Raw genomic sequence first — 24,811 nt, 5'->3', positions numbered from 1 at the left:
GGGGGGGGGGGGGGGGGGGGGGGGGGGGGGGGGGGGAGGACACGCGACAGACGTTTCCCTTTCCTCCCCCTCCGTCAGGCTGCGCCTGCCACCTCCCCCTGGCGGGGGAGGATCGCGCGGGGTGCGTTTCATGACCGCCGCCGCGTCCTAGTATCTCACGACCGCTCGATGCTACGCGGCGGCAGGATCAGTGGAGCGCGGACCTTGGGCGGACATCATCACGAGCATTCTCAAGGTCATGGCCACAGCCATGCCGGGCACGGGCATGGCGGGCACGGGCACAGCCACGCGCCGGCATCGTTCGACCGCGCCTTTGCGATCGGCATCGGCCTCAACATCGTCTTCGTCGCGGTGGAAGCCATCGTCGGCCTGCGGATCGACTCGGTCGCTTTGCTCGCCGACGCCGGGCACAATCTGTCCGACGTGCTCGGCCTCGTCGTCGCCTGGGGCGGGACGATGCTCGCGCGCACCGCGCCGAGCAAGCGCTTCACCTACGGGCTGAAGGGCTCGACGATCCTCGCCGCGCTCACCAACGCACTGCTGCTGCTCGTCGCGCTGGGCGCGATCGTGCTCGAGGCGTCGCAGCGTTTCGCCGACCCCGCCCCGACTGCGGGCCTCACCGTCTCGATGGTCGCGGGCATCGGTATCGCGGTCAACGCGATCACCGCCTGGATGTTCGCGCGCGGGCGCAAGGGCGACGTCAACATTCGCGGCGCGTATCTGCACATGGCGGCCGACGCGCTGGTCTCGGCGGGCGTGGTGATCGCCGGCCTCGTGATCTGGCGCACGGGGCTCACCTGGATCGATCCGGCGGTCAGCATTGTCATCGCGATCCTCATCTTCTGGCAGACCTGGGGCCTGCTGCGCGAGACGGTCGAGATGGCGCTGTCCGCCGTCCCCCGCGGCATCGCGTTCGACGATGTCGACGCGGCGCTGTGCGGCCTGCCCGGCGTCACCGAGATTCACGATCTCCACATCTGGCCGATGAGCACCACCGAACCCGTGCTGACCGCGCATCTGGTCATGCCCGGCGGCCATCCCGGCGATCACTTCCTGAGCGATACCCGAGTGATGCTGCACGACAGGTTCGGGATCGGCCATGCCACGCTGCAGGTCGAGACGGGCAGCGGCCATGCATGTTCGATGGCGGACGCGGCGACGGTTTGAACTTTTACGACGAGGGAAGTGTTACCCCGACATAGATCAGGAGCATTTACCCATGAAGAAGCATCTTATCGCCGCGCTGATGTCGGTCGCGGTTGCCGCTCCCGCGATGTTGCCGACCGCAGCGACTGCGCAGCGCAATGACGATCGCCGCGACCGCGACCACCGCGATCGTGACGGCCGCTGGGGTGACGACCGTCGTGGGGGCGATCGCAATTGGCGCGGTGACAATGATCGCAACTGGGATCCGTCGCGCAGCTACCAGAACGGTAATTACCGCGAGCGCCGGCTCAGCCGCAACGACCGCATCTATCGCGGCAGGGACGGCCGCGCCTATTGCAAGCGCAACGACGGCACGACCGGTCTGGTGATTGGTGCGCTTGGCGGCGGCGTGCTGGCGAACCTGATCGGCGGCGGGACGCTCGGTACGCTGGCGGGTGCCGGCGGCGGCGCGCTGCTCGGCCGCTCGGTCGATCGCGGCAACGTGAAGTGCCGCTGAGCCCTAGCCGATTCTAGAAATGACAACGGCGGCCGAGCTATCGACCGCCGATTTGTGTCTTCGCTTGATCCTCCCCCGCCAGGGGGAGGTGTCGCCGAGGGTGACGGAGGGGAAGGGCACGGAACAGGCGTTTCCCTTCCCGCCCCCTCCGTCCGGCTGATGCCTGCCACCTCCCCCTGGCGGGGGAGGATCAATTCAGTACGCGCGGGCGACCGCGAATTCGACCGCTTCGACCATTGTGTCCTTGGCCGCGCCGTCGGGAAACCCCGCGATCGAATCGATCGCGCGCTGTCCGTAATGCCGCGCGCGCGCGAACGTATCGTCGATCGCGCGCGTCGACCGGATCAGCCGCACCGCCTGTTGCAGATCGGTGTCACTGTCGCGGCGGCCCTCGACCGCGTCCTTCCAGAACGCGCGATCCTCTGCCGAGCCGCGCGCGTAGGCCAGGATCACCGGCAGCGTCATCTTGCCCTCGCGGAAATCGTCGCCGGCGTCCTTGCCCATCGTGTCCGCGTCCGAGACATAGTCGATCGCGTCGTCGACCAGCTGGAACGCGATGCCGAGGTTGCGGCCATAGGCGTCGAGCGCGGCTTCCTCCGCCTCGGGCCGCTCCGCAACGACCGCGGCTATCCGGCACGCCGCCGCGAACAACGCCGCGGTCTTGGCACCGATGATGTCGAGATAGCGCTCCTCGCCGAGATCGACCCGGCGTGCGGCGGTCAGCTGGTTGACCTCGCCCTCGGCGATCACCGCGCTGGTGGAGGACAGGATCTTGAGTGCTTTCAGGCTACCCGCCTCGACCATCAGCTCGAAGCTGCGGCTGAACAGGAAATCGCCGACCAGCACACTGGCGGGATTGCCCCAGATGATGTTGGCCGTGCGCTTGCCGCGGCGCAGGTCCGATCCGTCGACGACGTCGTCATGGAGCAGCGTCGCGGTGTGGATGAATTCGACCGCGGCGGCGAGCAGGTGATGCTGCGTGCCGGCATAGCCGATCAGCTGCGCGCTCGCGAGCGTCAGCATCGGCCGCATCCGCTTGCCGCCGCCCGCAATCAGGTGACCGGCGAGTTCGGGGATCAACGGGATTTCGGACTGCATCCGGCCGCGGATCACCGCGTTGACCTGATCCATGTCGCCGGACACGAGCCTGACCATCGGGTCCAGCGACGGCTGGGACTCGGGATTGGGACGTAGGGATTCGAGGCGGTGTACGGTGGCGCTCATCTTCCCGTGCCTCTGACGCCTATGCCCCGGCAAAGCAACCCTTGCTGCCTCTTGCCGATCCCGCATCGTGCCCGCAAAAGGCGCGGCGAACCAGTGAAAGGGTGCGTGCGTGGCTGACGAACTGCTGAACGGATACCGCCAGAGCATCGACAATATCGACGCGGCGCTGATCCACATGCTCGCCGAGCGCTTCAAGGTGACGCAGGCGGTCGGCCGACACAAGGCGACGCACGGCCTGCCCGCCGCCGATCCCGGTCGCGAGGAGCGCCAGATCGCCCGGCTCCGGCAATTGGCGACCGACGCGCAGCTCGACCCGGAATTTTCTGAAAAATTCCTGCGTTTCATCATAGACGAGGTGATCCGGCATCACGAACGCCTCGCGCACGAGCCGGGCTGAGGCGCGGACCGGCTGACAATCCCCCCCGCCAAGCGGAGGATCGCAGGACTTCCCGCCTGACCGTATGACGAAAACGTCATGCCTGCTCCACGTGTCGATCATCCGCTCGGGCGCAATCGGTTGCGAATGCCGTGGTTTCGCCGATCCTCACTCGCTTTTGTCGGACTCGCCGTGGCGGCGGTCGGCTTCATGGGCTGGCTCGGTTATTTCGGCGGCCCGGTATTCACCGATCTCGCGCCGAGCAAGCCGGAGCGTCGCTATGCGGTCGTGCTGCTGAGCGGAGACCTCGGGGTGAAGATCGGCATGGCCCCCCAGATCGCACGGCGGCTGGTGGCGGACGGAGTGCCCGTGGTCGCTGTCAACACGCTGACCTATCTGCGCAAGACCCGGACGCCAGCGGACATCACGACGTTGATCGCGCGCGCCGAACAACGCGCGTTGCGGTTCGGACATACCGACCGGGTCGTGCTGATCGGCCAGTCGTTCGGCGCGGACATGCTCCATGTCGGCTTGGTCGGACTGCCCCCACCGCTGCGCACGAAGATCGCCAGGGTCGCGCTGATCGTACCCGAGGACACCGTTCAGTTTCGCGCATCGCCGAGCGAGGTGTTCGACATCTGGACGCCGACCACCGCAGCGTTGCCGACCGCGCGCCGGCTTATCTGGGCGCCGTTGTTGTGCGTCCAGGGCGCCGACGAAATCGACAGTCTTTGCCCGCTGTTAACGCAGGCCAATGCAACGCGGGTCGCGCTGCCCGGTGGACATCCGCTTCACCGCGACGCCGACGCGCTCTACGACGTGATATGGCCGTTCGTGTCCGCGGGGTGAGGATCGATTGATGGTTGCTGCATTGTTGGCGCTCGCGGTGCTCGCGGGAGGCCCCGCCCCCGCGTCTCCTGTCGACGGAACCTGGCACAATCCGAAAAACAGCGTGGCGGTGAAGACCGGCGTCTGCCCCGACAGGACGGCTGGCGACACGCTGTGCGGCTGGGTCGTTCGCGCCGATGACGAGGCGCAGGCGGATGCGCGCGACGGTGGCACGCCGAAGCTGATCGGCGCGGCGCTGCTGCGCGACTACAGGCCCAGCGGGCACAACAAATGGTCCGGGGAGATTTTCGTCCCCGACATGGGCCGGACGTTCGGCTCGACGCTGACGCTGGTCGACGCGAACACGATCGCCGTGAAGGGCTGCCTGGTCGGCGGGTTCTTCTGCAAGACGCAGACGTGGCACCGCGGTTGACGCGCATGGCCCGGATACGCGACTGGATCGCACACCGCCGTGGCACGCTGATCGCGCTGGCGGTGCTGATCGTCGCAGTGATCGGTTTCGCGGCGATCCACAAGCTGACCGCCGAAATCCGGCTGTCCGAAGTGCGCGCGGCGTTCGCAGCGCTCGGCTGGCCCGAATTGTCCGCATCGATCGCGCTGACCATCGTCAGCTACATCGCGCTGACCTTCTACGACACGATCGCGCTGAAGGTGATCGGCCACCCGTTGCCATGGCGCACGGCTGCGGTCGCATCGTTCACGAGCTATACGATCAGCCACAATCTCGGCCTGGCGATGCTGACCGGGGGCTCGGCGCGCTATCGCGTCTATAGCCGCGCCGGTCTCGACGAGGCAGCGGTGGCACGCGTCGTGCTGATCGCGGGCGTGACATTCTGGGCGGGCGTCATCGCCGTCGCCAGCCTGTCGATGGCGATCCATCCCGGCATGCTGCCGATCGTCGACTGGACGATACCGCCGCTGCTCGAGCGAGCGATCGGAATCGCGATCCCGCTCGCGATGCTGGGGATCGTCCTGCGCTTCCGCCGTGGTGGCGCGCTCGGGCTGTTCGGCTGGCGGCTGCCGCTGCCAAACTGGCGACAGGCGCTGGCGCTGCTCCTGGTCTCGACGGTCGACCTCGCGGCGGCCAGCGCCGCGCTGTTCGTGCTGCTGCCCCACGCGTCGCCCGCGCTCTATCCGGTGCTGTTCCTCGGCTATGCGGTGGCGATCGTCGTCGCGCTGATCAGCCACGTGCCCGGCGGGCTCGGCGTGTTCGAGGCGGTCATCATCGCGGCGATGCCCGAGAACAACGCGACCATCCTCGCCGCGCTGCTCGCCTATCGGATCATCTACTATGTCGCGCCGCTGATCCTGGCGGCGGTGTTGATGGCGTTCCACGAGGGCAAGCAGTGGCGCGGCCGCGGGGCCGATCCGCTGACGATCGCGTTGCCGCTCGCGCCGCTGCTGCTGGGCGTACTGGTGTTCCTCAGCGGTGCGATGCTGCTCGTGTCGGGCGCGCTACCCGCGGCGCCCGGCCGGATGGACACGCTCGCGACGATCCTGCCGCTGCCGATCAGCGAGATGGCGCATGTCGCGGCAAGCCTCGTCGGCGTCATGCTGCTGCTGGTTGCGCTGGGGCTGTACCGACGGCTCGACGGTGCGTTCTGGGCGGCGCGGCTGCTGCTGATCGCAGGCGCGCTGCTATCGATCGCCAAGGGCCTCGATTACGAGGAGGCGACGATCCTGCTGCTCACCACCGCCGCGCTGCAATGGACAAGGGCGGCGTTCTACCGGCGGACGCGGCTGACCGCGGAGCCGCTGTCGCCCGAGTGGCTGGTCGGGGTCGGCGCGGCGATCGGCCTGTCGGTGCTGATTGGCTTCTTCGCCTATCGCCGGGTCGGGTATTCGAGCGATCTGTGGTGGCAGTTCGAGACCAACGCCAATGCCTCGCGCTTCCTGCGCACCAGCCTCGCGGTCGGACTGTTGCTGATCGGCGCGTCGATCTGGCGGCTGTTCGCGGCGGCGCCGGTGCCAGTGGTGCACGACATGCTGCCCGACGACGTCGCGACCGCGGCGCTTGCGCATGCCGACCGCACCGACGCGATGCTCGCCTTCACCGGCGACAAGCGCTTCCTGGTATCGGACAGCGGCGATGCGTTCCTGATGTACCAGGTCAAGGGCGCGAGCTGGATCGTGATCGGCGATCCGGTCGGCCCGTCGGAGGCCTGGTCCGAACTCCTCTGGGCGATCCGCGCGCGCGCAGACGCCGCGCAAGGGCGGCTGCTGCTGTACCAGATCGGCCTGCGCATCGTGCCGATCGCAATCGAGATGGGGCTCAAGCTCGTCAAATATGGCGAGGAGGCGACCGTCGAACTCGATGGCTTTACGCTCGAGACGCCCGAGATGCGCAGCGTGCGCAAGGCCAGCCGCGTGGCCGAGCGGGCCGGCGCCGCGTTTGCGGTGGTCCCCGCCGCCGAGATGCCCGCAATCATCCCAGAACTGCAGGCGATCTCCGACTGGTGGCTCGCCGACAAGGATCACGCCGAGAAGAGCTTCAGCGTCGGCCGGTTCGAGTCGGGCTATCTGGCGAAGTTCGACTGCGCGGTGGTGCGGATCGAAGGACGCGTGGTCGCCTTCGCCAACATCTGGGGGACGCCCAACAAGCAGGAACTATCGGTCGACCTGATGCGCCACGCCGCGGACATGCCGCAAGGTGGCATGGATTTCCTGTTCACGCGGCTGATGCTGTGGGGACACGAGCACGGCTATCGGCATTTCTCGCTCGGGATGGCGCCGCTGTCGGGGATCGAGGCGCGGCGGCTGTCACCGACCTGGTCGAAGGTCGCCGCGTTCCTGTTCCGCCACGGCGAGCGATTCTACGGCTTTGCCGGCCTGCGCGCATACAAGGAGAAATTCCGGCCGAACTGGACGCCGCGGTACATCGCGTCGCCGGGCGGCACGTCGCTGTTGCGCGGACTGATCGATTTGCAGGCTTTGGTGAGCCGGTAAGGCTTGCTAGGGCGCGCCCATGAGCTTCCTCCTCGCAATCGAAGGCGCCGACGGCGCGGGCAAGGCCACCGCCTCGGCGCTGGTGGTCGAACAGATGCGCGCCGCCGGCCGCACCGCCGACGTCGTATCGTTTCCGCGCTACACCGAAACGGTCGGCGGCTGGGCGCTCGGCGCCATGCTGGCAGGCACGCTGCCGCGCGGCACGTCGCCCAAGGCGGCGGCCGTGCTCTACGCGCTCGACCGGATGGAATCGCGCGATCACCTGCTGGCGACGATGGCCGCGAACGACGTCGTCGTGTTCGACCGCTACATCGCATCGAACATGGCGTATCAGGCGGCGCAGGTTCCCGCGGACGAGGCCGACGCGATGATGGCATGGATCGCCCATCTCGAGACGGGCTCGTTCGCGCTGCCGACGCCCGATCTGTCGGTGTATCTCGATACGCCTGCCGCGATTGCCCGCGGGCTGATCCTGAAGAAGCGCAAACGCTCCTACACCGACGATGCGTTCGATGCGTACGAGGCGGATACCGGGCTGCAGGATCGGGTACGTACCAATTATGCGGCGATGGCGCAGGCCGGACTGCTCGGGCGCTGGGCAACGGTATCGACTGTTGTGGACGGCGCGTCGCGCCCGCCCGCCGATATCGCGGCGGAGATCGTCGCGCTCCTGGACTGAAGCGCTCGCGCTTCCCGAACCCCGCCCGTGTGGCGCGTCGGTCTGGATCATTTTTCCATTTGCGATCAAGCCGGATTTTGCAGCGGATCAAAAATTCCGCATTGCAGCAAAATCAAACGCCATTACTTAGCACGCTAATGACTTCGCCCCGTGCTACACTGGAATCGTCCTACGCCCGAACGCTCCTGCCGCTCGCGCGGTCGTGGCGGCAGGCCGCGGATCGCGCGCTCCGCGATATGAGCGTTTCAGCCTCGACCGGCTGGGCACTGGTTCAGGTCGGCCGGCTCGGCGACGATGTGCGCCAGACCGATCTCGCGCATCAACTCGATGTCACCCAGGCCTCGCTGGTCCGCTCGATCGACCAGATGAGCGCTGCCGGGCTGGTCGAGCGCCACCGCGATCCCGTCGATGCACGCGTCAGCCGGATCCGTCTCACCGATCACGGCCGTGCGCTCGTGACCAGGATCGAAGCCAAGTTCGCGAGCCTGCGCCACGCCATGCTCGACGACGTGTCCGATACGGATCTCGCCACCGCGCTACGCGTCGCCGAACGGCTGGGCGCACGGTTCATGGCGGATCGCGCGCGATGAGCCTCGCCCGGTTCGGCGGCAAGGAGGCGCTCTTCTCCGCCAAATGCTTCGTCGCCGCGATCCTCGCTTATTACATCGCGCTGAGGATCGGCCTGACGCGCCCCTATTGGGCGGTGACGACCTCGTACATCGTCGCCCAGCCGCTTGCGGGTGCCGTCTTGTCGAAGGCGGTATTTCGCGTCGCAGGCACCGTGCTCGGCGCGATCGCCGCCGTGGTGCTGGTACCCAACCTGGTCAACGCCCCCGAACTCCTGTCGCTCGGCCTCGCCTTGTGGCTCGGGCTGTGCCTCTACGTATCGCTGCTCGACCGGACGCCGCGCGCGTATCTGTTCCTGCTTGCGGGCTATACCGCGAGCATCATCGGCTTTCCCGCGGTCAGCACGCCCGGCGCGGTGTTCACGATCGCCGCGCTGCGCGTGCAGGAGATCACGATCGGGATTCTCTGCGGCAGCCTGATCCACGGCTTCGTCTTCCCGCAGACCGTGACCGCGACCCTGCTCGCGCGGATCGATGCGATCCTGGCGGATGCCGAACGCTGGTCGCGCGATTCGCTGGCGGGGGCATCCGATGCCGCGCTCGACCGCGATCGCCGGCGGCTTGCACTCGACATCAACGAGCTGCACCAGCTCTCGATCCACCTCCCGTTCGACACCGCGCGCCTGTTGCCGCGCACTCGGACGTTGCGTGCACTGCAGGCGGAGTTGTCGATGGTGTTGCCGCTGGCCAGCGCCGTCGACGACCGTATCGTCGAGCTGAAACGTGGCGCCGACGCGCCGCGTCCCGAAGCGCTGGCGCTGATCGGGGATGTCCGCGAGTGGCTGCGCGAACCGCCCGAGGTCTCGCACCGCGCGGCAACCGCGGACGCACTGATCGCCCGCGCGCGCGCGCTGGAGCCACCCGCCGACGAGGCGCTGATCTGGCGCGATGCGTTGCGGCTCAGCCTGCTCGCAAGGCTTGGCGAACTGGTCGATGCGCACCGCAACACGCGCGACTTGCGCGACCAGATGCGCTCGCCGTCACGCGCGCCGGTCACCCCCGCCGTCGCCCGCCTGCTCGCCCGGATCGCCCGGCGACCGCTGCACCGCGACCGCGGCATCGCGTTGCGCGCCGCCGCGGGAACGGTCGCAACGATCCTGCTCGGCTGCGTGTTCTGGATCGGCACCGGCTGGGCGGACGGCGCCGGCGCGGTGCTGATCGCAGGCGTATGCTGCGCGCTGTTCGGTAACAGCGACGATCCTGCGCCAGCGATCATGGCGTTCTTCTACGGGACCATCATCGGACTGGTCGTCTCGGCGGTCTACGCATTCGCGATCCTGCCGCGCGTGACCGATTTCGTGACGCTGGCCGCGGTCCTCGCGCCGCCGATGCTGATCGGCGGGATGTTCCTTGCACGCCCGTCGACCTTGCTCGTGACGCTCGGCGCCTTGCTTGGCGGGTTGAATACGGTCGGGCTGAACGACCGCTTCGGCAGCGATTTCAGCAGCTTCATCAACGGCGGAATCGCGCAGCTGATCGGCACGTTGTTTGCGGTCGTCACGGTCGGACTGTTCCAGACGATCGGCGCGGACACCAGCGCGCGCCGACTGATCCGCGCAGGCTGGCGCGAACTGGCGGCGCGCAGTGATTCGATGCGCCGCCCCGATGCGGCGGGGTGGATCGCGCGAATGCTCGACCGGATCGGCTTGCTCGCGCCGCGGCTCGCATTGCAGGGCGAGGATCCAGGCAAACCGCTGCTCGACGCGCTCACCGATCTGCGCGTTGGCGTGGCGGTCGGCGAACTCAAGCAATTGCGGCTCGACGGCACGCCCGACGAGGCCGCGATGATCACGCCGGTGCTGCGCGGGATAGGCCTGCATTACCGCGCGCTGCGCCCTGACGAGCCTGCGCCGCCGGAGCCCGAACTGCTCGCCGGGATCGACACCGCGATGACCGGCTTGGCGACCAGCACGCCCGATCGTCCGCTTGATCGACGTCGCACCAGCGTACTCGCGCTGACCTCGCTTCGTCGCAACCTGTTCCCGCAGGCGCCAGCGCACGGGGCGCCGGCATGACCGGAGAGATTTCGATCGCCGGCGTCTATTTGCCGAGCATCCTGCTTCTCGCAGTCGCCGCGGTGATCCTCACCGGAATCGCCACCCGCCTGCTCGCCTTCGCCGGCGCCTATCGCGCGGTCACCTACCGACCGCTCGTCGACCTTGCCGTGTTCATCCTCATCCTCGGGCTGCTCGCCCTGCTCACCGGACCTTCCGCATGAATAGCCGCCTGAAATCGCTGCTCGCCCCGCTCGGCCGTTCCGCCGTCACGCTGATCATCGTCGCGCTCGCGGTGCTGGTCGCGCTATGGCTGTGGCAGCGTTACGAGACCGATCCGTGGACGCGCGACGGACGGATCCGCGCCGATATCGTCCGCGTGACGCCCGACGTGGCGGGTTTGGTCACCCAGGTCGCGGTGCACGATAACCAGGCAGTGAAGCCCGGCGACGTCCTGTTCGTAGTCGATCGCCCGCGCTTCCAGTTGACGCTGGCGCAGTCGGACGCCGCGATCGCGAGTGCCCGCGCGACGCTGTTGCAGGCGCGCCGCGAGGCGCAGCGCGATATGGTGCTGGGCGATCTGGTCGCCAAGGAAACGCACGAGCAGAATGTCGCGCGAGTCGCCACCGCGTCGGCCGCGCTCGCCCAGGCCCAGAGTGCCCGCTCGACCGCCGCGCTGAACCTTGCGCGGACGACGGTACGCGCGACGGTGCACGGGATCGTCACCAATCTCGATCTTCACCCCGGCGACTATATCGCGACTGGTGCGCAGGCGATGGCGCTGGTCGACACCGATTCGCTCCGAGTCGAAGGCTATTTCGAGGAAACCAAGCTCGGGAGCATCCGCGTCGGCGACCCGGTGATCGTCCACCTGATGGGCGAGCCGCAACCGCTGCACGGCCGCGTCGACAGCATCGCGGCGGGGATCAACGACAGCGAGCGGACAAACACGACCAATCTGCTGCCTAATGTGAACCCGACTTTCAGCTGGGTGCGGCTGGCGCAACGCATTCCCGTCCGCATGAAGCTGACTCAGGTGCCGAAGGGCACGCAACTGATCGTCGGTCGGACCGCGACGGTGACGGTCCAGCCGCGGGTCCAGCCGGGGGCGACGTCGTGATGCGCACGCGCTTGTCCCGCATCGCGCTGTCCCCCCTCCGTCACTGCCACGGCCCCCTCCGTCATCCTGACGAAAGTCAGGCTCCAGAGCCCAAGACGGCGTCACCTGTAACCCTGGATCCTGACTTTCGTCAGGATGACGGAGCAAGGGGGATGGACCCGCGCACCTGCCGCCGTGGGCTTGCCGCAGCGATGCTCGCACTCGCGCTCGCCGCCTGCACCACCGCCGGCCCGAACTACGCGCTCCCCGACGCCGCCGTCGTCAACCGTCCTTCCGCGCAAGGCGCCTTCGACAGCGGCACCGAAAAGGCGTTCGCCAACGCCCCGCTCCCCGATCGCTGGTGGCAGCTCTACGGCGACGCGCGCCTCGACGCGTTCGTCACCGAAGCGCTCGCCGCCAACACCGATCTGCGCGCTGCCGACGCGAACCTGCGCCGCGCCGACTCGGTCGTCGCCGAAGTCGCGGCGGGCCGGACGCTGTCGACCGCGCTCGGCGGCGGCGCCTCGCTCGATCGCCCGTACACGACCGGCAGCAGCCTGCCCGGTACGCTCGACTATAATCTCGGCATCACGCTCGCCTACCCGCTCGACCTGTCGGGCCGGATCCGCCGCGCGATCGAAGCGGCGCAGGGCGATGCCGAGGCGGTCGCCGCCGCGCGCGACAATGTCCGCGTCACCGTCGCCGCGGAGACCGCGCGCAGCTATGCCACCGCCTGCACCGCCAACATGGTGCTGGCCGCGAACACGCGCATCCTCACGCTGCAACGCCAGACGCTCAACGTGACTCAGCGGCTGCAGCGCGGCGGCCGCGGCACCGCGTTCGACGTGACGCGCGCTCGGACCGCGGTCGACCAGAGCGAGGCGTTGATCCCGTCGCAGATCGCGACGCGCACCGCCGCCTTGTACCGGCTCGCCACGCTGATGGGCCGCACCCCCGCCGACTATCCCAGGGACGTCGCGGACTGCGCCCGCCCGCCTGCGCTCACCCGCCCGCTGCCGATCGGCGACGGCAGCGCGCTGATCCTGCGCCGTCCCGATATCCGTGCGGCGGAGCGCTCGCTCGCCGCCGCCACCGCGCGGATCGGTGTGGCGACCGCCAACCTCTACCCACAGGTCAGCCTCGGCGGTTCCGCCGGGTTCACCGGCCCGGTCTCGTCGCTGGGCTCCGGCAATGCGTTCCATCTCGGCCTCGGCCCGCTGATCAGCTGGAGTTTCCCCAACCGCCCGGTCATCCGCGCGCAGATCGCGCAGGCAGGCGCGGCGGCGGATCAGGCCTTGGCGCAGTTCGATTCGACCGCGCTCGAGGCGCTGCGCCAGACCGAGACGGCGCTGTCCGCCTATGCGCGCGAAGGCGACCGCAACGCCGCCTTGCGCCGCGCGAAGGGCAGCGCCGCGCGCGCCGCCGACCAGGCGGGCACGCTCTACCGGTTCGGCCGCACCGATTTCCTGTCGCTGCTGACCGCACAGGCCGCGCTCACCACCGCGCAGGCCAACCTCGCCGCCTCCGATGCGCTGCTCGTCGATCGCCAGGTCGACGTGTTCAAGGCGCTCGGCGGGGGGTGGCAGGCATGAGGCTGCGTCGGCGCGGGCTCGCCTCGATCAACAGCGAGATCCGCGACGGCATCATGCCCGCCGCCGACACCATCGCGCGCGTTGCCAAGGATCCGGACGCGCTGCCGCATACGCCCAGCAACTATCGGATCACCGCGCTGATCATCGCCTGCGCGCTGTTCATGGAGCAGATGGATTCGACCGTGCTCGCCACCGCGCTGCCGACGATGGCGCGCGATTTCGGCGTGCCCGCGACCAGCATGAGCTCGGCGCTGACCTCGTACCTGCTGGCGCTCGCGATCTTCATCCCCGCGAGCGGACGCCTCGCCGACCGGTTCGGCTCGCGCACGATCTTCCGCGCGGCGATTCTCATTTTCGTCGGCGGATCGATGCTGTGCGGCCAGGCGACCAGCCTGCCGTTCATGATGGCCGCGCGCTTCCTGCAAGGCTTGGGCGGCGCGATGATGATCCCGATCGGCCGCCTCGTCCTGCTCCGCAGCGTCGCCAAGGAGGACATGGTCCAGGCGATGTCGTGGCTGATCATGCCCGCGCTGATCGGCCCGATCCTGGGGCCCCCGGTCGGCGGCGCGATCGTCACCTATCTCGACTGGCGCTGGATCTTCTATCTGAACGTTCCGATCGGCCTGCTCGGCGTGGTGCTGGTGACGCGCTTCATCGGCGAGGTCTGCGAGGACAAACCGGCAAAGTTCGACGTGCCCGGCTTCATCCTGTCGGGCGTGTCGCTCGGCTGCCTGTTGTTCGGGTTCGAGATGACCAGCCGGACCGGCGAGCTGCCGCGCGCGATCGCGCTGATTGCGGTCGGGCTCGTCGCGGGCCTCGCCTATATCCGCCATGCCAAGCGGCGCAGCGACCCGATCCTCGATCTGTCGCTGATGCGGATCCCCACCTTCCGGCTGTCGGTGATCGGCGGGTCGCTGACCCGCATCACGCAGGGTGCGCAACCGTTCCTGCTGCCGATGATGCTCCAGCTCGGGTTCGGGATGACCGCGGCGGCAAGCGGCGCGATCACGATCGCCGGCGCGATCGGGTCGCTGATTATGAAGAGCCTCGCACCGCGCGTGCTCCGCCGCTTCGGCTTCCGCAACAGCCTGATCGTCGGCGGTCTCTGCGCGAGCTCTGGTTACGCCGTCGCCGGGCTGTTCCGTCCCGACTGGCCGATCCCGGCGATCTTCGGCGTGCTGATGCTCTCGGGTTTCTTCATGTCGTTCCAGTTCTCGGCCTACAACACGATCGCCTATGACGAGATCCCGTCGTCGCGGATGAGCAGCGCGACCAGCTTCTACGCGACGTTCCAGCAACTGATGCTGTCGCTCGGCATCTGCGTGGGGGCAGCCTCGCTCCATGTCGGGATGCTGGGCACGGGTGCGACCCGCCCCGCGCTCGCCGACTTCACGCTGGCGTTTCTGGTGGTGACGGCGGTGTCGGCGTCGGCGACGATCTGGAACTTGCGGTTCGCGGTGGATGCGGGGGCGCAGTTAAGCGGGCACAAGGCCTGAGTTCAATCCTCCCCTGCAAGGGGAGGTGGCTGGCGCAGCCAGACGGAGGGGTGTCCCCCCCATCGATAGTGCGATACCCCTCCGTCAGTCCTATGGACTGCCACCTCCCCTTGCAGGGGAGGATCAATGGCCGCCATGCGCCGGCAGAGACGGTCGCGACAAGACCGACACATGCTCGCCGGGCTCCACGAACATCCCGTGCGACAGCGCCCAGCGCCCCGCCTTTTCGCTCGCGGTCAGCATCGTCAGGAACGGGCTGAGCAATAGCCCCAGCGTCACCGGCGCGAGCCACGCCGCGGTGACCGGCGCGAACGGCGTCACCAGCAACAGCGCGACGCCCACCCCGACATGCCAGCGATAGCGCGGCATCACATCGGCCAGCGACAGCTCGTGCGCATCGCGGTTCTGCGGCGCCCAGCCGGACTTGCGCCCCATCAGGATCCCGACCAGATCGATCGTCTGCGTCAGCGCGATCACCGGCGCGGACAGCATCGAGAACGGCACGTCGATCAGCACCGAGCGGACGATCCCGCGCCGCCCGCCGAACCCCGCCCGCCGCTCGGCATTCGAGAACGCCCAGATCACGCTCAGCAGCTTGGGCCCGAACAGCAGCAACAACGTCACCGCCAGCACCTGGAGCGAGGTCTGCGCCTCGACGATGTTACGCTCGCCGATCAGCGCCTGCACGACGCTCGTCGCGATCATCAGCAGCCACACCGGCGAGGTGATGAACGCCGACGCGCCCATCAGCAATTGCAGCCGGTTGACCCAGTGGAACCCCGACGACGTCAACAGGCTGAGATGCTGGATATTGCCCTGCGCCCAGCGCCGATCGCGCACCGCCGCATCGATCAGCGTCGGCGGATATTCCTCGAACGTCTCCTCGGTCATCAGCATGTGGACACGCCAGCCGCGCCGTCGCAGCAGCGCCGCCTCGACCATGTCGTGGCTCATGATGACGCCGCCGAACGGCGCGCGCCCGGGCAGGTCGGGCAACCCGCAGCTGGACGCGAACGCCTCGATCCGGATCAGCGCGTTATGCCCCCAGAACGTCGCCTCCGACCCCGACCACCAGACGAGGCCCGCGGTCGAGATCGGACCGTACAACCGGCTGGCGAACTGCATCCAGCGCTGGAAGAACGTCACGCCGTTGATCACCGCGGGCACGGTCTGGAGCAGCGCCACCGCAGGCCGGCGTTCGAGCACCTGCGCCATGCCGATGATCGTGTTGCCGCCCATCAGGCTGTCCGCATCGAGCATCAGCATATAGCGATAGCCGCCGCCGAACCGCCGGATCCACTCCGCGACGTTGCCGGGTTTGCGCCCGACATTCACCGCGCGGCGGCGGTAGTAGAGCGCGCAATCGAGCGTCGGGGCGAGCGCCTGCCAAGCGGCAATCTCGGACGCTTCCGCCGCCTCGCCAGAATCGCTCAGGATGAAGATATCGAACCGGTCGGCGACACCGCCCGCGGCGATCGCGCGCGCCATCCAGGCGATGCGTTCGAATACCGCCGCGATATCCTCGTTATGCACCGGCATCAGGATCGCGGTGCGGCCTTCGAGCGGTTCGGACTGGCGCGGCGTGGGCACGAACCCCGGATGCCCGCCCGTCATCAACAGCACGAAGCCGATCGCCGCGTTCATGAAGCCGAACGCGATCCACGCGAACAGCGGGAAGAACAGTGCCAGCAGCGCCGCGTCCCACAGGCTGAGCCCGTCGGCGAGCAGCGATTCCTGCACCGCGGACGACGCCGCGGTCGCCAGCAGCCCGGTCATCAGCACGAGGATGATCCGGCGCGCGAGCATGTCGTCCGACGACACGACCATCCCCGCCCCCGGTTCGGGCGCGGTCCAAGGCGGCGGCGGACCGTCGAACCGCTGCGGGAGCATCTCGATCGGCGATTCGCCGGGCATCATGGCCGAGGTCGACTGCATCAGAAGATCGGCGTCAGGACGGTTTCGCTGAGCGCGCGGCCGCCGCGCGTGAGGAACAGCCGGACGTCGGCAGGGCCCTGCGCATCGGGGGCGATGTCCGCCGTGATCCGCCAGCGATTCTTCTGGCCGACCACCGGATAGGCGGCGCTTGCGAGCACCTTGCCGCGGACGACGTCGATCTTGGGCGTGACTCCGCTCTGCCGATCGAGGCCGGCAAGCCCGTCGCCGAGGAAATCGACCACGAGCTTCCTTGCGCCCTTCACCGGCTCAGCGCCCGGTCGGCCCGCGATGCCCTGCCAGCAATCGACGACATGCGCCGCACTCGCGACCGCGGTCGGATCGGTCGATCGCCACGACAAAGTATAGTCGAACTGCAGCCGCTGGCCGGCCTTGGCAGGCGCCGCCGGCGTCCAGAACGAGACGATATTGTCGACCGTCTCGCTGTTGGTCGGGAACGCGTAGAGCATCACCGCGCCCTGGCCCCAGTCGCCCTGCGGCTGGACCCAGAGATTAGGCCGGCGATCGTAGAACGCGCCGTCATCCTGGTAATGATCGAAGTTCCGATCGCGCTGGATCAGGCCGAAGCCCTTGGGTGCCTGGTCGGCGAAGCTGTCGAGCGTCTCGTGCGGCGGATTGTTGAGCGGCCGCCAGATGCGCTCGCCCGCGCCGGTGAGCAGCGCGAGACCGTCCGAATCGTGGATCTCGGGACGCCAGTCGACCGCGGCGGCGCGATTGCCCTCGCCGTACCAGAACATGCTGGTGGCCGGCGCGATGCCGAGCCGTTCGATGTCGCGGCGGACGTTGAAGACGCTGGACACGCGCTGCTCGACGCCGGCCCCCGCGACGTGGCGCGATTCGAACCGGTACGCGCCGGTGACGCTCGCGCCGTCCATCAGCGCGTAGATCGTATAGGCATCGGCGCCGGTGCGCTCGATCCAGAATTCGGTGAAGTCCGGGAATTCCTCGCGACCGGGAAGCCCCGTGTTGATCGCAAGCCCGCGCGCGGACAGGCCGTACTGGTCCTGCGCGCCGGCGGTGCGGAAATAAGATGCGCCCTGGAACGCCATCCAGTCGCTCGTCCCGCCCGGCGCCATCGCGCGGAAGCCGGCGATGCCCAGCGCGGCGGCATGGCCTTCCTCCGCCTCGAACAGATCGCGCGCGAAGTCGATGCGGCGCGCCTGCCCGCCCTCGACGACGTTGATCGCGACGGGGGTGGGGGCGTAGCGGCCGAGCGGGAACAGGCGGATGCCGCCGGCCAGCGTCTTGTCGGCGCGGAAGCGGATGCTCCCGACCTTGTCGTAATCGATCGCGGCGGCCGCGGCGACCTTGGCGGGCGCGCTGTATGGCTTGGTCGCGAGCGTCGCGGCGCGTTGCTGGAGCGCCTCCCACGAGAACGGCGTCGCCTTGCCGGGCGCCGTTCGCATCGCCGCGGCGGCCTGCGGGAGGACACCCAACAGACCCAGCGCGGTCATCACTTCGCGTCGACCGATCATGCGGAACGCTCCCTTGTCGTCATTATGCTGCAACGCGGTAGCATAAGGCCATCGCGCGCGCGCGTCGACAGGTCCCGCCCCGGGCGCGCCCTATCGCTCGGCGCGGCGCCAGCGCGCGCTGATCGCGACCCGGTCGTGGATATGCCCGCCGACGATCACCAGCATCGCGCCGGCACTCGCGCAGAGAAACCCGATCATCGCGAGCAGGAACGCCAGCACGCCGGTTGCCGGATGCAGACGAACGAGCGCGTGGAGCGCGGTGACGGCGATCGCGAGCGACAGGACGCCGGCCGCGCGCAGGCTGAGATCGGTACGGAGGCGGCAAGCGTCGGTCATGCGACATCCCAGCTATCGCCACGCGCATATGCGTTCGAGATCGATATCGCGGGGGCACCATAGTCTTCGCATAGTGCGCGTGCGCCGACGTACGGCGATCACTGTGCCAACGCCCGTCATCCCCGCGGAGGCGGGGATCCAGATGCTCAACGGGATGAGAGTTGATCGCGCGTTCAGCCAGTATGGATCCCCGCCTGCGCGGGGATGACGAACGGAACTGGCTAAAAAGCTACCAACGCGCTCAGGCGTCGACGAGCAGCCGGTAGCCGACGCCGAGTTCGTTCGCGATCACGCTGCCGACACCGCCTGCGCCTTCCAGCTTCTGCCGCAGATTGCGCACGACGATGCGGAGATATTCGATCCGCCGGTCATGGTCCGTCGGCCACGCCGCCTCCAGGATCCTCTGATGAGTCACGACCCGGCCGGGATGCGCCGCGAGTGCCGACAGCACGTCGAACTCCTTGCGGGTGAGATGCGCCTCCTCGTCACCGCGCCGCACGAGCCGGTGCTCGAAATCGATCTCGACGCCGTGCGCGCGCAGGATCGTCGGGCGCGCCGTCGCCTCGCCGCGCCCGCGCAACGCCACGCGCAGCCGTGCGAGCAGCTCCTCGGTATCGAACGGCTTGGTGACGTAATCCTCGGCGCCGAGATCGAGCGCGGCGACCTTCTGGTCGGTCGCCTCGCGCGCCGACACGACCAGGACGATCGGATCGCCGAGCTTCTTCAACAGCGGCACCAGCTCCAGGCCGTCGCGATCGGGCAGCCCGAGATCGAGCAGTACCGCAGTCAACGGCCGGCTGCCTGCGACCCGCAACGCCTCGCGCGCGTCGACCGCCTCCTCGACGCCATAGCCCGCCCGCTCCAGCGTGTTGCGCAGCAGCCGCCGGATATGCAGCTCGTCATCGACGATCAAAATGGTCTGTCCGCTCACACATTCGCTCCATCGGTCTCGCGGACGAGCAGGGCCTTGGGAAAGCACAGCGAGAACCGCGCACCGGTCCGGTCTTCGCGGTTGCCGGCCTCGACGCCCATCCCCATCGCTTCGGCGAACGCCTTGACGATCGCAAGCCCCAGCCCGGTCCCGCCGATCGCGCGGTCGGAGCCTTCGAGGCGGCGGAACGTCTCGAACACCTCCTTCTCGCGGCCGGGCGGCAAGCCAGGCCCCTGGTCGATCACCGACAGGCGGAGCATCCCGAAGCGGTGCTCGGCGCGCACCACGACCGGCGTGCCCGGGTCGGCATAGCGCCCGGCATTGTCGAGCAGGTTGAGCAGGCAGTGGTGAAGCAGCTGCGGATCGATGCGGACCAGCGGCAGGTTCGGCGCGACGTCGAGGTCGATCGCATGCCCCTCGAGCACGCGCCTGGTATCGTGGACCGCGCCTGCGACCGCATCGGTCAGGTCGGTCGGCTCGAGCCGCAGCCGAAGCGCGCCCGCCTCGACCCGCGCCATGTCGAGCAGATTGCCGACGAACCGGTTGAGCCGCGCCGCCTCGCTCTCGATCGTGGCGATCAGTTCGGGGGTGACGCCGCGGTGCAGTTCTGCGGCTGCCGCCATCACCGAGGTCAGCGGCGTGCGCAGGTCGTGGCTGACCGACGACAGCAGAGCCTGCCGCAACCGATCGCGCTCGCGCACCGCATCGACGTCGCGCATCTCGACCTCCAGCCGCGCGCGTTCGAGCACCAGCGACGCCTGATCGACCAGGCTCATCAGCAGCGGCAGCTGGTCCGACCGCACCGGATCGCCGCCCACGTCGCGCGCGAGGCCGAGCACCGCCAGCGTCCGCTCGCCCGACCGCAGCGGCTGGAAGAACCATTCGGATGCCGCCAGCGTGCTCGACCCGCGCCCCGCCGGCGCGCCATTGTCATACGCCCATTGCGCCGCGGCCATCTCCATCGTCTCGAGCCGATAGTCCGCGCCGTTCGCGGCCTGCACCGCAAGGCCGGGGTCTTCGGCGACGAGGATCACCGTGCGCACGTCGAACAGCCGCCCGATCTCCTCGCAGATCGCGCGGGCGAGCGCGACCGGCTCGTTCAGCGACGTCATCTGGCGCAGGAACCCGGCGAGTGCCGCGTTGGTGCGCGCGCTGGCAGCGGCGATATCGGCCTGCGCGCGGACCCGCGAGGTGAGCTGGCTCGTCACGAACGCGATGCCGAGCAGCACCAGGATCGAGATCACGTTTTCCGGGTTGCTGATCGTCAGCGTGCCGGTCGGCGGCAAGAAGAAGAAGTTGTACGCGACCGACGAGGCGATCCCCGCGAACAACCCGGTGCGCAGGCCGAACAGGCTGGCCGCCGCCATCACCGGCAGCAGGTACAACAGCGCGACGTTGCCGAGGTTGAGGATGTGGAACAACGCGCTGGCCACGCCGGTGACGCCCGCCACCATCGCCGTCGTCCAGGCGTAACCCACCTTGCCGCCCCAGCCGCCGACATGTCTCCGCCGGCCGCGCGTTGTGCCCCCCTCCATCGGCAGGACATGCACCGCGATCCCCGGCGTCTCGCGCACCATCTGGTCGACGACCGAGCCGTGGCGCAGCTCGAACAGCCGCGAGCGGGTCGACTTGCCGACCACCAGCTGCGTCGCTCGCGCCTCGGTCGTGAAGGTCTTGAGGCCGTCGACCACCGAGGCCGCTGGGACGGTGGCGACGTCGCCGCCGAGCTGCGTCGCGAGGTTGAAGACGCCGGCGAGCTGGCGATGCTCGGCCTCGCCGAAACCCTGCGCGCGCGGGGTCTCGATATATACCGCGGTCCAGGGCGCGTGCATCGCATCGGCGATCCGCTTGGTCGCGCGGACCAGGCCGAGCGCGCCCGGCAATTCGCTGACCGCGACGACGATCCGCTCGCCGCCCGCCCAGGTGCCGCCGACGCCGAGCGCGCGGACATGTTCGAGCATCTGCGCATCGACGGCTTGCGCCGCGCGACGGAGAGCGAGTTCGCGCAGCGCGGACAGGTTCGACTTCGAGAAGAAATGCGCCAGCGCGCGCGTCGCCTCCTGCGGCAGATAGACCTTGCCCGCCTTCAGTCGCTCGATGAGCTCGTCGGGCGGGATGTCGACGACCTCGATCTCGGCCGCCTCGACGATGCTGTCGGGGACGGTCTCGCGGACGCGCACCCGCGTGAACGACGCGACGACGTCGTTGAGGCTCTCGATATGCTGGATGTTGATCGTCGAATAGACGTCGATGCCCGCGGCCAGCAGCTCCTCGACATCCTGATAGCGTTTGGGATGGCGGCTGCCGGGCGCGTTGGTATGCGCGAGTTCGTCGACCAGGACGAGCGTCGGCGCACGCTCGAGGATCGCGTCGAGATCCATCTCGTCGAGCGTCCGCCCCTCATAGGGGATCGGCTTGCGCGGCACGATCTCGTGCCCGCGGGTGAGTGCCGCGGTTTCGACCCGGCCATGCGTCTCGACCACGCCGATGACGATGTCGACGCCCGCGCGACGGCGTTCGGCGCCTTCGGAGAGCATCTCGAAGGTCTTGCCGACGCCGGGCGCGGCGCCGAGGAAGATCTTCAGACGGCCGCGACCCTCCTGCGACGCCTGTCGCAGAAGGGCCTCGGGCGATGGTCGCGTGTCGTCGTTCAACGCGCGCCCGTTGCGTGTGGCCCGGTGGCGTCGAGGGCGCGGTTGAGCGCCAGAACGTTGACGCGCGGTTCGCCGAAGATACCGAATAGCGCGCCGTCGACGTTAGCCGTTACCAGACCGCGGACCTTGTCGGCAGCCACGCCACGGACGCGGGCGACGCGCGCGACCTGCGCATAGGCCGAGGCGGGCGACAGGTCGGGGTCGAGCCCCGAGCCGGACGCGGTCGCGAGATCGGCGGGCAGCGGCCCGGTCACACCTTCCGCGCGACGCTTGGCGACATCGGCCTTGGTCCGGTCGACGAGCGCCTGGCTGGTCGGCCCGAGATTCGACCCTGACGAGGCAAGCCCGTCATAGCCCTTGCCCGCCGCCGAGGGGCGAGTCTGGAAATAGCGATCGGTCGTGAACGCCTGCCCGACCACGGTCGAGCCGATCGCCTTGCCGTCGGCGACGACGAGGCTGCCGTTCGCCTGGGTCGGGAAAATCGCCTGTCCGATGCCGGTCATAGCGAGGGGATAGACGATCCCGAGCAGCAGCGCGAACAGGATCGTCATGACGAACGCAGGGCGAAGGGCGGAGGTAAGATCGGAGGTCATTCTGTCGTCTCCATGTGTCCCCGCGAAAGCGGGGACCCAGTCTGGGCACCCGCCTTCGCGGGTGAACAATTCCTTGAGGTCGGGGCAGTGGAGGTTGCTCCATACGACCCTACCCTCGGCACCTCCCCGGCGAAGGCCGGGGTCCAGTTGGGGAACGTCGCCAACGGCGCGAGCGCTTCGTTACGGCGACCTTTCCACCTGGGCCCCGGCCTTCGCCGGGGAGGTGGCAGTGAGCGGCGAGTCGGCTTGCGAGCCGACGTCAGATCAGGCTCGATCATCAGGCTAGGCCCAGCGCACCGACGAGCATGTCGATGAGCTTGATCCCGACGAACGGCGCGATCAGCCCCCCCAGCCCGTACACGGCCAGATTGCGCGCGAGCAGCGGGCCCGCCGCCATCGGCTTGTACGCGACACCCCGGAGCGCGAGCGGCACCAGCATCGGGATGATGATCGCGTTGAAGATGATCGCCGACAGGATCGCGCTTTCGGGCGAGCCCAGCCGCATCACGTTGAGCACGCCCAGCCCCGGATAGAGCGCGACGAACATCGCCGGGATGATCGCGAAATACTTCGCGACGTCGTTCGCCACCGAGAAGGTCGTCAGCGCACCGCGGGTCATCAGCAGCTGCTTCCCCAGCCCCACGATCTCGATCAGCTTGGTCGGATCGCTGTCGAGGTCGACCATGTTGCCCGCCTCGCGCGCGGCCTGCGTGCCGGTGTTCATCGCCACGCCGACGTCCGCCTGTGCCAGCGCGGGCGCGTCGTTAGTGCCGTCGCCGCACATCGCGACCAGCCGCCCGCCCTGCTGTTCCTTGCGGATCAGCGCGAGCTTGTCCTCAGGGGTAGCCTGCGCGAGGAAATCGTCGACGCCGGCCTCCGCCGCGATCGCCGCCGCGGTGAGCGGGTTGTCGCCGGTGATCATCACCGTGCGGATACCCATCGTCCTGAGCTCGCCGAAGCGTTCGCGGATGCCCGCCTTGACGACGTCCTTCAGGAAGATCGCGCCGAGCAGCCGCCCGTCCATCGCCACCGCCAGCGGCGTGCCGCCGGCGCGCGCGATCTCGTCGGTGATCCGGCGCAGCTCGGTTGCCGCAGCGGTCGCCCCTGCCCCCGGATTGGCCTTCAGGATCGAATCGACCGCACCCTTCTGGATCAGCGCGCCGTTCACCTTGACGCCCGAGATACGGGTCTGCGCGGTGAAGGGGATGATTTCCGCGTCCGCCGGGAGCGCGCTAGTCGTCACCCCGAACTTTTCGCGTGCGAGGATGACGATCGAGCGACCCTCGGGCGTTTCGTCGGCAAGGCTGGCGAGCAACGCCGCCTCGGCCAGTTCCTCGTCGCGCGTGCCGCCGACGCTGCGGAATTCGCTCGCCTGGCGGTCGCCGATCGTGATCGTGCCGGTCTTGTCGAGCAGCAGCACGTCGATATCGCCCGCCGCCTCGACCGCACGACCCGACTTGGCCAGCACGTTGAAGCGCACCAGTCGGTCCATCCCGGCGATGCCGATCGCCGACAGCAACGCGGCGATCGTCGTCGGGATCAGCGTGATCAGCAGCGCGGCGAGGATCGCGACGGGCACGCGGCCGCCCGCATAGCTCGCAAAGCCCGGGATCGTGCCGACCGCGATCAGGAAGATGATCGTCAGCCCGACGAGCAGCAGCGTGAGTGCGATCTCGTTCGGCGTCTTCTGCCGCTCGGCGCCCTCGACCAGCGCGATCATCCGGTCGAGAAAGCCCTCGCCCGGATTGGCGGTGACCTTCACGCGGATCTCGTCGGAGATGACGCGCGTGCCCGCCGTCACCGCGGACCGATCGCCGCCCGCCTCGCGGATCACCGGCGCGCTCTCGCCGGTGATCGCGGCCTCGTTGACCGAGGCGACGCCCCAGACGACTTCGCCGTCCGCGGGGATCAGGTCGCCCCCCCCAGCGCCACCGGCACTGACGAGGACGATGTCGCCCGCACGCAGCGCGCTGGCGGGGACGGACTCGACCTGGTCGCCCTTCATGCGCCGCGCGGTCAGCTCGGCCTTGGTCGCGCGCAGCGACGCGGCCTGCGCCTTGCCGCGGCCCTCGGCGAGCGCCTCGGCAAAGGTGCCGAACAGCACCGTCAGCCACAGCCAGACGACGAGCTGGATCTTGAAGCCGATGGACAGTCCGTCGCCGCCGACATTGACGAGGATCGTCAGCAGCGTGGCGACGACGGCGGTGACGAACATCACCGGGTTGCGGATCAACTGCCGCGGATCGAGTTTCCGGAAAGCGTCGCCGATCGCCGGGATGATCAAGTCGGCCGTGAACAGCGACTTGGTAGGGGTGCGTGCCATCT

The 24,811-nt window shown here is 68.7% G+C and carries 21 protein-coding genes; 13 read left to right on the top strand and 8 right to left on the bottom strand.

The features are described 5' to 3' along the window. The first annotated feature begins 204 nt into the window (after positions 1 to 204). A complete protein-coding gene (locus ASE88_RS09515) occupies positions 205 to 1,167 on the top strand; it encodes a cation diffusion facilitator family transporter (RefSeq protein WP_056477740.1) in 963 nt (320 codons plus the stop codon). A gap of 52 nt (positions 1,168 to 1,219) precedes the next feature. Continuing rightward, positions 1,220 to 1,663, top strand: a complete 444-nt coding sequence (locus ASE88_RS09510; RefSeq protein WP_055873982.1) for a glycine zipper 2TM domain-containing protein — start codon at positions 1,220 to 1,222, stop codon at positions 1,661 to 1,663. A 195-nt stretch (positions 1,664 to 1,858) separates the two neighbouring features. Here the strand turns inward: ASE88_RS09510 and ASE88_RS09505 are convergent, their stop codons facing one another. Further along, on the bottom strand, positions 1,859 to 2,887 hold the full coding sequence (locus ASE88_RS09505; protein ID WP_055873985.1) for a polyprenyl synthetase family protein: 1,029 nt from the start codon (positions 2,885 to 2,887) through the stop codon (positions 1,859 to 1,861). Between the two features lie 109 nt (positions 2,888 to 2,996). On the opposite strand from ASE88_RS09505, the gene ASE88_RS09500 reads away from it, so the two are divergent. From ASE88_RS09500 to ASE88_RS09450, 11 genes are all read left to right on the top strand, one after another. Continuing rightward, positions 2,997 to 3,284, top strand: coding sequence for a chorismate mutase (locus tag ASE88_RS09500; RefSeq protein ID WP_055873988.1), 288 nt, complete (start codon positions 2,997 to 2,999; stop codon positions 3,282 to 3,284). A 78-nt stretch (positions 3,285 to 3,362) separates the two neighbouring features. Continuing rightward, the gene (locus tag ASE88_RS09495; RefSeq protein ID WP_235527893.1) at positions 3,363 to 4,112 is read left to right on the top strand and encodes a virulence factor; all 750 of its coding nucleotides are present in this window, start codon (positions 3,363 to 3,365) and stop codon (positions 4,110 to 4,112) included. 10 nt (positions 4,113 to 4,122) lie between these two features. Beyond that, complete coding sequence (locus ASE88_RS09490; RefSeq protein WP_055873994.1) at positions 4,123 to 4,524, top strand: DUF2147 domain-containing protein; 402 nt, start codon at positions 4,123 to 4,125, stop codon at positions 4,522 to 4,524. A gap of 5 nt (positions 4,525 to 4,529) precedes the next feature. Next, complete coding sequence (mprF, locus tag ASE88_RS09485; RefSeq protein ID WP_056479324.1) at positions 4,530 to 7,058, top strand: bifunctional lysylphosphatidylglycerol flippase/synthetase MprF; 2,529 nt, start codon at positions 4,530 to 4,532, stop codon at positions 7,056 to 7,058. Positions 7,059 to 7,077: 19 nt separating this feature from the next. After that, positions 7,078 to 7,737 carry a dTMP kinase gene (locus ASE88_RS09480; RefSeq protein WP_055873997.1) on the top strand — a complete coding sequence of 220 codons (660 nt, stop codon included), beginning with the start codon at positions 7,078 to 7,080 and terminating at the stop codon, positions 7,735 to 7,737. Positions 7,738 to 7,973: 236 nt separating this feature from the next. Then, positions 7,974 to 8,327, top strand: a complete 354-nt coding sequence (locus tag ASE88_RS09475) for a MarR family winged helix-turn-helix transcriptional regulator (protein ID WP_235525586.1) — start codon at positions 7,974 to 7,976, stop codon at positions 8,325 to 8,327. After that, complete coding sequence (locus ASE88_RS09470; protein WP_056477736.1) at positions 8,324 to 10,378, top strand: FUSC family protein; 2,055 nt, start codon at positions 8,324 to 8,326, stop codon at positions 10,376 to 10,378. The genes ASE88_RS09475 and ASE88_RS09470 overlap by 4 nt, the downstream gene beginning before the upstream one ends. Next, positions 10,375 to 10,581, top strand: coding sequence for a DUF1656 domain-containing protein (locus tag ASE88_RS09465; protein ID WP_055874006.1), 207 nt, complete (start codon positions 10,375 to 10,377; stop codon positions 10,579 to 10,581). The genes ASE88_RS09470 and ASE88_RS09465 overlap by 4 nt, the downstream gene beginning before the upstream one ends. Beyond that, positions 10,578 to 11,477, top strand: coding sequence for an efflux RND transporter periplasmic adaptor subunit (locus ASE88_RS09460; protein WP_055874009.1), 900 nt, complete (start codon positions 10,578 to 10,580; stop codon positions 11,475 to 11,477). The genes ASE88_RS09465 and ASE88_RS09460 overlap by 4 nt, the downstream gene beginning before the upstream one ends. Before the next feature lie 152 nt (positions 11,478 to 11,629). Continuing rightward, on the top strand, positions 11,630 to 13,048 hold the full coding sequence (locus tag ASE88_RS09455) for an efflux transporter outer membrane subunit (protein WP_056477734.1): 1,419 nt from the start codon (positions 11,630 to 11,632) through the stop codon (positions 13,046 to 13,048). Further along, positions 13,045 to 14,544: a DHA2 family efflux MFS transporter permease subunit gene (locus tag ASE88_RS09450; RefSeq protein WP_156356995.1), complete on the top strand. Its 1,500-nt coding sequence runs from the start codon at positions 13,045 to 13,047 to the stop codon at positions 14,542 to 14,544. Before ASE88_RS09455 ends, ASE88_RS09450 begins: the two co-directional genes overlap by 4 nt. A 123-nt stretch (positions 14,545 to 14,667) precedes the next feature. Here ASE88_RS09450 and mdoH read toward each other — a convergent pair whose 3' ends face one another. From mdoH to kdpB, 7 genes are all read right to left on the bottom strand, one after another. Then, positions 14,668 to 16,479 (bottom strand): glucans biosynthesis glucosyltransferase MdoH, encoded by a 1,812-nt coding sequence (gene mdoH, locus ASE88_RS09445; RefSeq protein WP_082466449.1) that lies wholly within the window; start codon positions 16,477 to 16,479, stop codon positions 14,668 to 14,670. Then, the gene (locus ASE88_RS09440; protein WP_056479314.1) at positions 16,479 to 17,972 is read right to left on the bottom strand and encodes a glucan biosynthesis protein; all 1,494 of its coding nucleotides are present in this window, start codon (positions 17,970 to 17,972) and stop codon (positions 16,479 to 16,481) included. Before ASE88_RS09440 ends, mdoH begins: the two co-directional genes overlap by 1 nt. Before the next feature lie 90 nt (positions 17,973 to 18,062). Next, a complete protein-coding gene (locus ASE88_RS09435; protein ID WP_055874015.1) occupies positions 18,063 to 18,308 on the bottom strand; it encodes a hypothetical protein in 246 nt (81 codons plus the stop codon). Positions 18,309 to 18,549: 241 nt separating this feature from the next. Continuing rightward, the gene (locus ASE88_RS09430) at positions 18,550 to 19,239 is read right to left on the bottom strand and encodes a response regulator transcription factor (protein WP_055874019.1); all 690 of its coding nucleotides are present in this window, start codon (positions 19,237 to 19,239) and stop codon (positions 18,550 to 18,552) included. After that, entirely contained in the window at positions 19,236 to 21,893 is a 2,658-nt protein-coding gene (locus ASE88_RS09425; protein ID WP_056477732.1) for a sensor histidine kinase, read from the bottom strand. The genes ASE88_RS09430 and ASE88_RS09425 overlap by 4 nt, the downstream gene beginning before the upstream one ends. Continuing rightward, positions 21,890 to 22,486 carry a potassium-transporting ATPase subunit KdpC gene (gene kdpC / locus ASE88_RS09420; RefSeq protein ID WP_056477730.1) on the bottom strand — a complete coding sequence of 199 codons (597 nt, stop codon included), beginning with the start codon at positions 22,484 to 22,486 and terminating at the stop codon, positions 21,890 to 21,892. Before kdpC ends, ASE88_RS09425 begins: the two co-directional genes overlap by 4 nt. 277 nt (positions 22,487 to 22,763) lie before the next feature. Further along, complete coding sequence (gene kdpB, locus ASE88_RS09415) at positions 22,764 to 24,809, bottom strand: potassium-transporting ATPase subunit KdpB (protein WP_056477726.1); 2,046 nt, start codon at positions 24,807 to 24,809, stop codon at positions 22,764 to 22,766. Positions 24,810 to 24,811 lie beyond the last annotated feature (2 nt).

Origin of the sequence: Sphingomonas sp. Leaf38 (genome assembly GCF_001421825.1) — a bacterium.
In the GTDB taxonomy this organism is placed as follows: domain Bacteria; phylum Pseudomonadota; class Alphaproteobacteria; order Sphingomonadales; family Sphingomonadaceae; genus Sphingomonas.
The sequence above is the reverse complement of the archived record's forward strand: the minus strand, read 5'-3'. Positions and strand labels throughout refer to the sequence as shown.

Coding starts and splice junctions, on each gene's coding strand:
- ASE88_RS09510 (WP_055873982.1), top strand. CDS start 1,220: ATGAAGAAGCATCTTATCGCCGCGCTGATGTCGGTCGCGGTTGCCGCT.
- ASE88_RS09505 (WP_055873985.1), bottom strand. CDS start 2,887: ATGAGCGCCACCGTACACCGCCTCGAATCCCTACGTCCCAATCCCGAG.
- ASE88_RS09495 (WP_235527893.1), top strand. CDS start 3,363: ATGCCTGCTCCACGTGTCGATCATCCGCTCGGGCGCAATCGGTTGCGA.
- ASE88_RS09490 (WP_055873994.1), top strand. CDS start 4,123: ATGGTTGCTGCATTGTTGGCGCTCGCGGTGCTCGCGGGAGGCCCCGCC.
- mprF (WP_056479324.1), top strand. CDS start 4,530: ATGGCCCGGATACGCGACTGGATCGCACACCGCCGTGGCACGCTGATC.
- ASE88_RS09480 (WP_055873997.1), top strand. CDS start 7,078: ATGAGCTTCCTCCTCGCAATCGAAGGCGCCGACGGCGCGGGCAAGGCC.
- ASE88_RS09475 (WP_235525586.1), top strand. CDS start 7,974: ATGAGCGTTTCAGCCTCGACCGGCTGGGCACTGGTTCAGGTCGGCCGG.
- ASE88_RS09470 (WP_056477736.1), top strand. CDS start 8,324: ATGAGCCTCGCCCGGTTCGGCGGCAAGGAGGCGCTCTTCTCCGCCAAA.
- ASE88_RS09465 (WP_055874006.1), top strand. CDS start 10,375: ATGACCGGAGAGATTTCGATCGCCGGCGTCTATTTGCCGAGCATCCTG.
- ASE88_RS09460 (WP_055874009.1), top strand. CDS start 10,578: ATGAATAGCCGCCTGAAATCGCTGCTCGCCCCGCTCGGCCGTTCCGCC.
- ASE88_RS09455 (WP_056477734.1), top strand. CDS start 11,630: ATGGACCCGCGCACCTGCCGCCGTGGGCTTGCCGCAGCGATGCTCGCA.
- ASE88_RS09450 (WP_156356995.1), top strand. CDS start 13,045: ATGAGGCTGCGTCGGCGCGGGCTCGCCTCGATCAACAGCGAGATCCGC.
- mdoH (WP_082466449.1), bottom strand. CDS start 16,479: ATGCAGTCGACCTCGGCCATGATGCCCGGCGAATCGCCGATCGAGATG.
- ASE88_RS09440 (WP_056479314.1), bottom strand. CDS start 17,972: ATGATCGGTCGACGCGAAGTGATGACCGCGCTGGGTCTGTTGGGTGTC.
- ASE88_RS09435 (WP_055874015.1), bottom strand. CDS start 18,308: ATGACCGACGCTTGCCGCCTCCGTACCGATCTCAGCCTGCGCGCGGCC.
- kdpC (WP_056477730.1), bottom strand. CDS start 22,486: ATGACCTCCGATCTTACCTCCGCCCTTCGCCCTGCGTTCGTCATGACG.
- kdpB (WP_056477726.1), bottom strand. CDS start 24,809: ATGGCACGCACCCCTACCAAGTCGCTGTTCACGGCCGACTTGATCATC.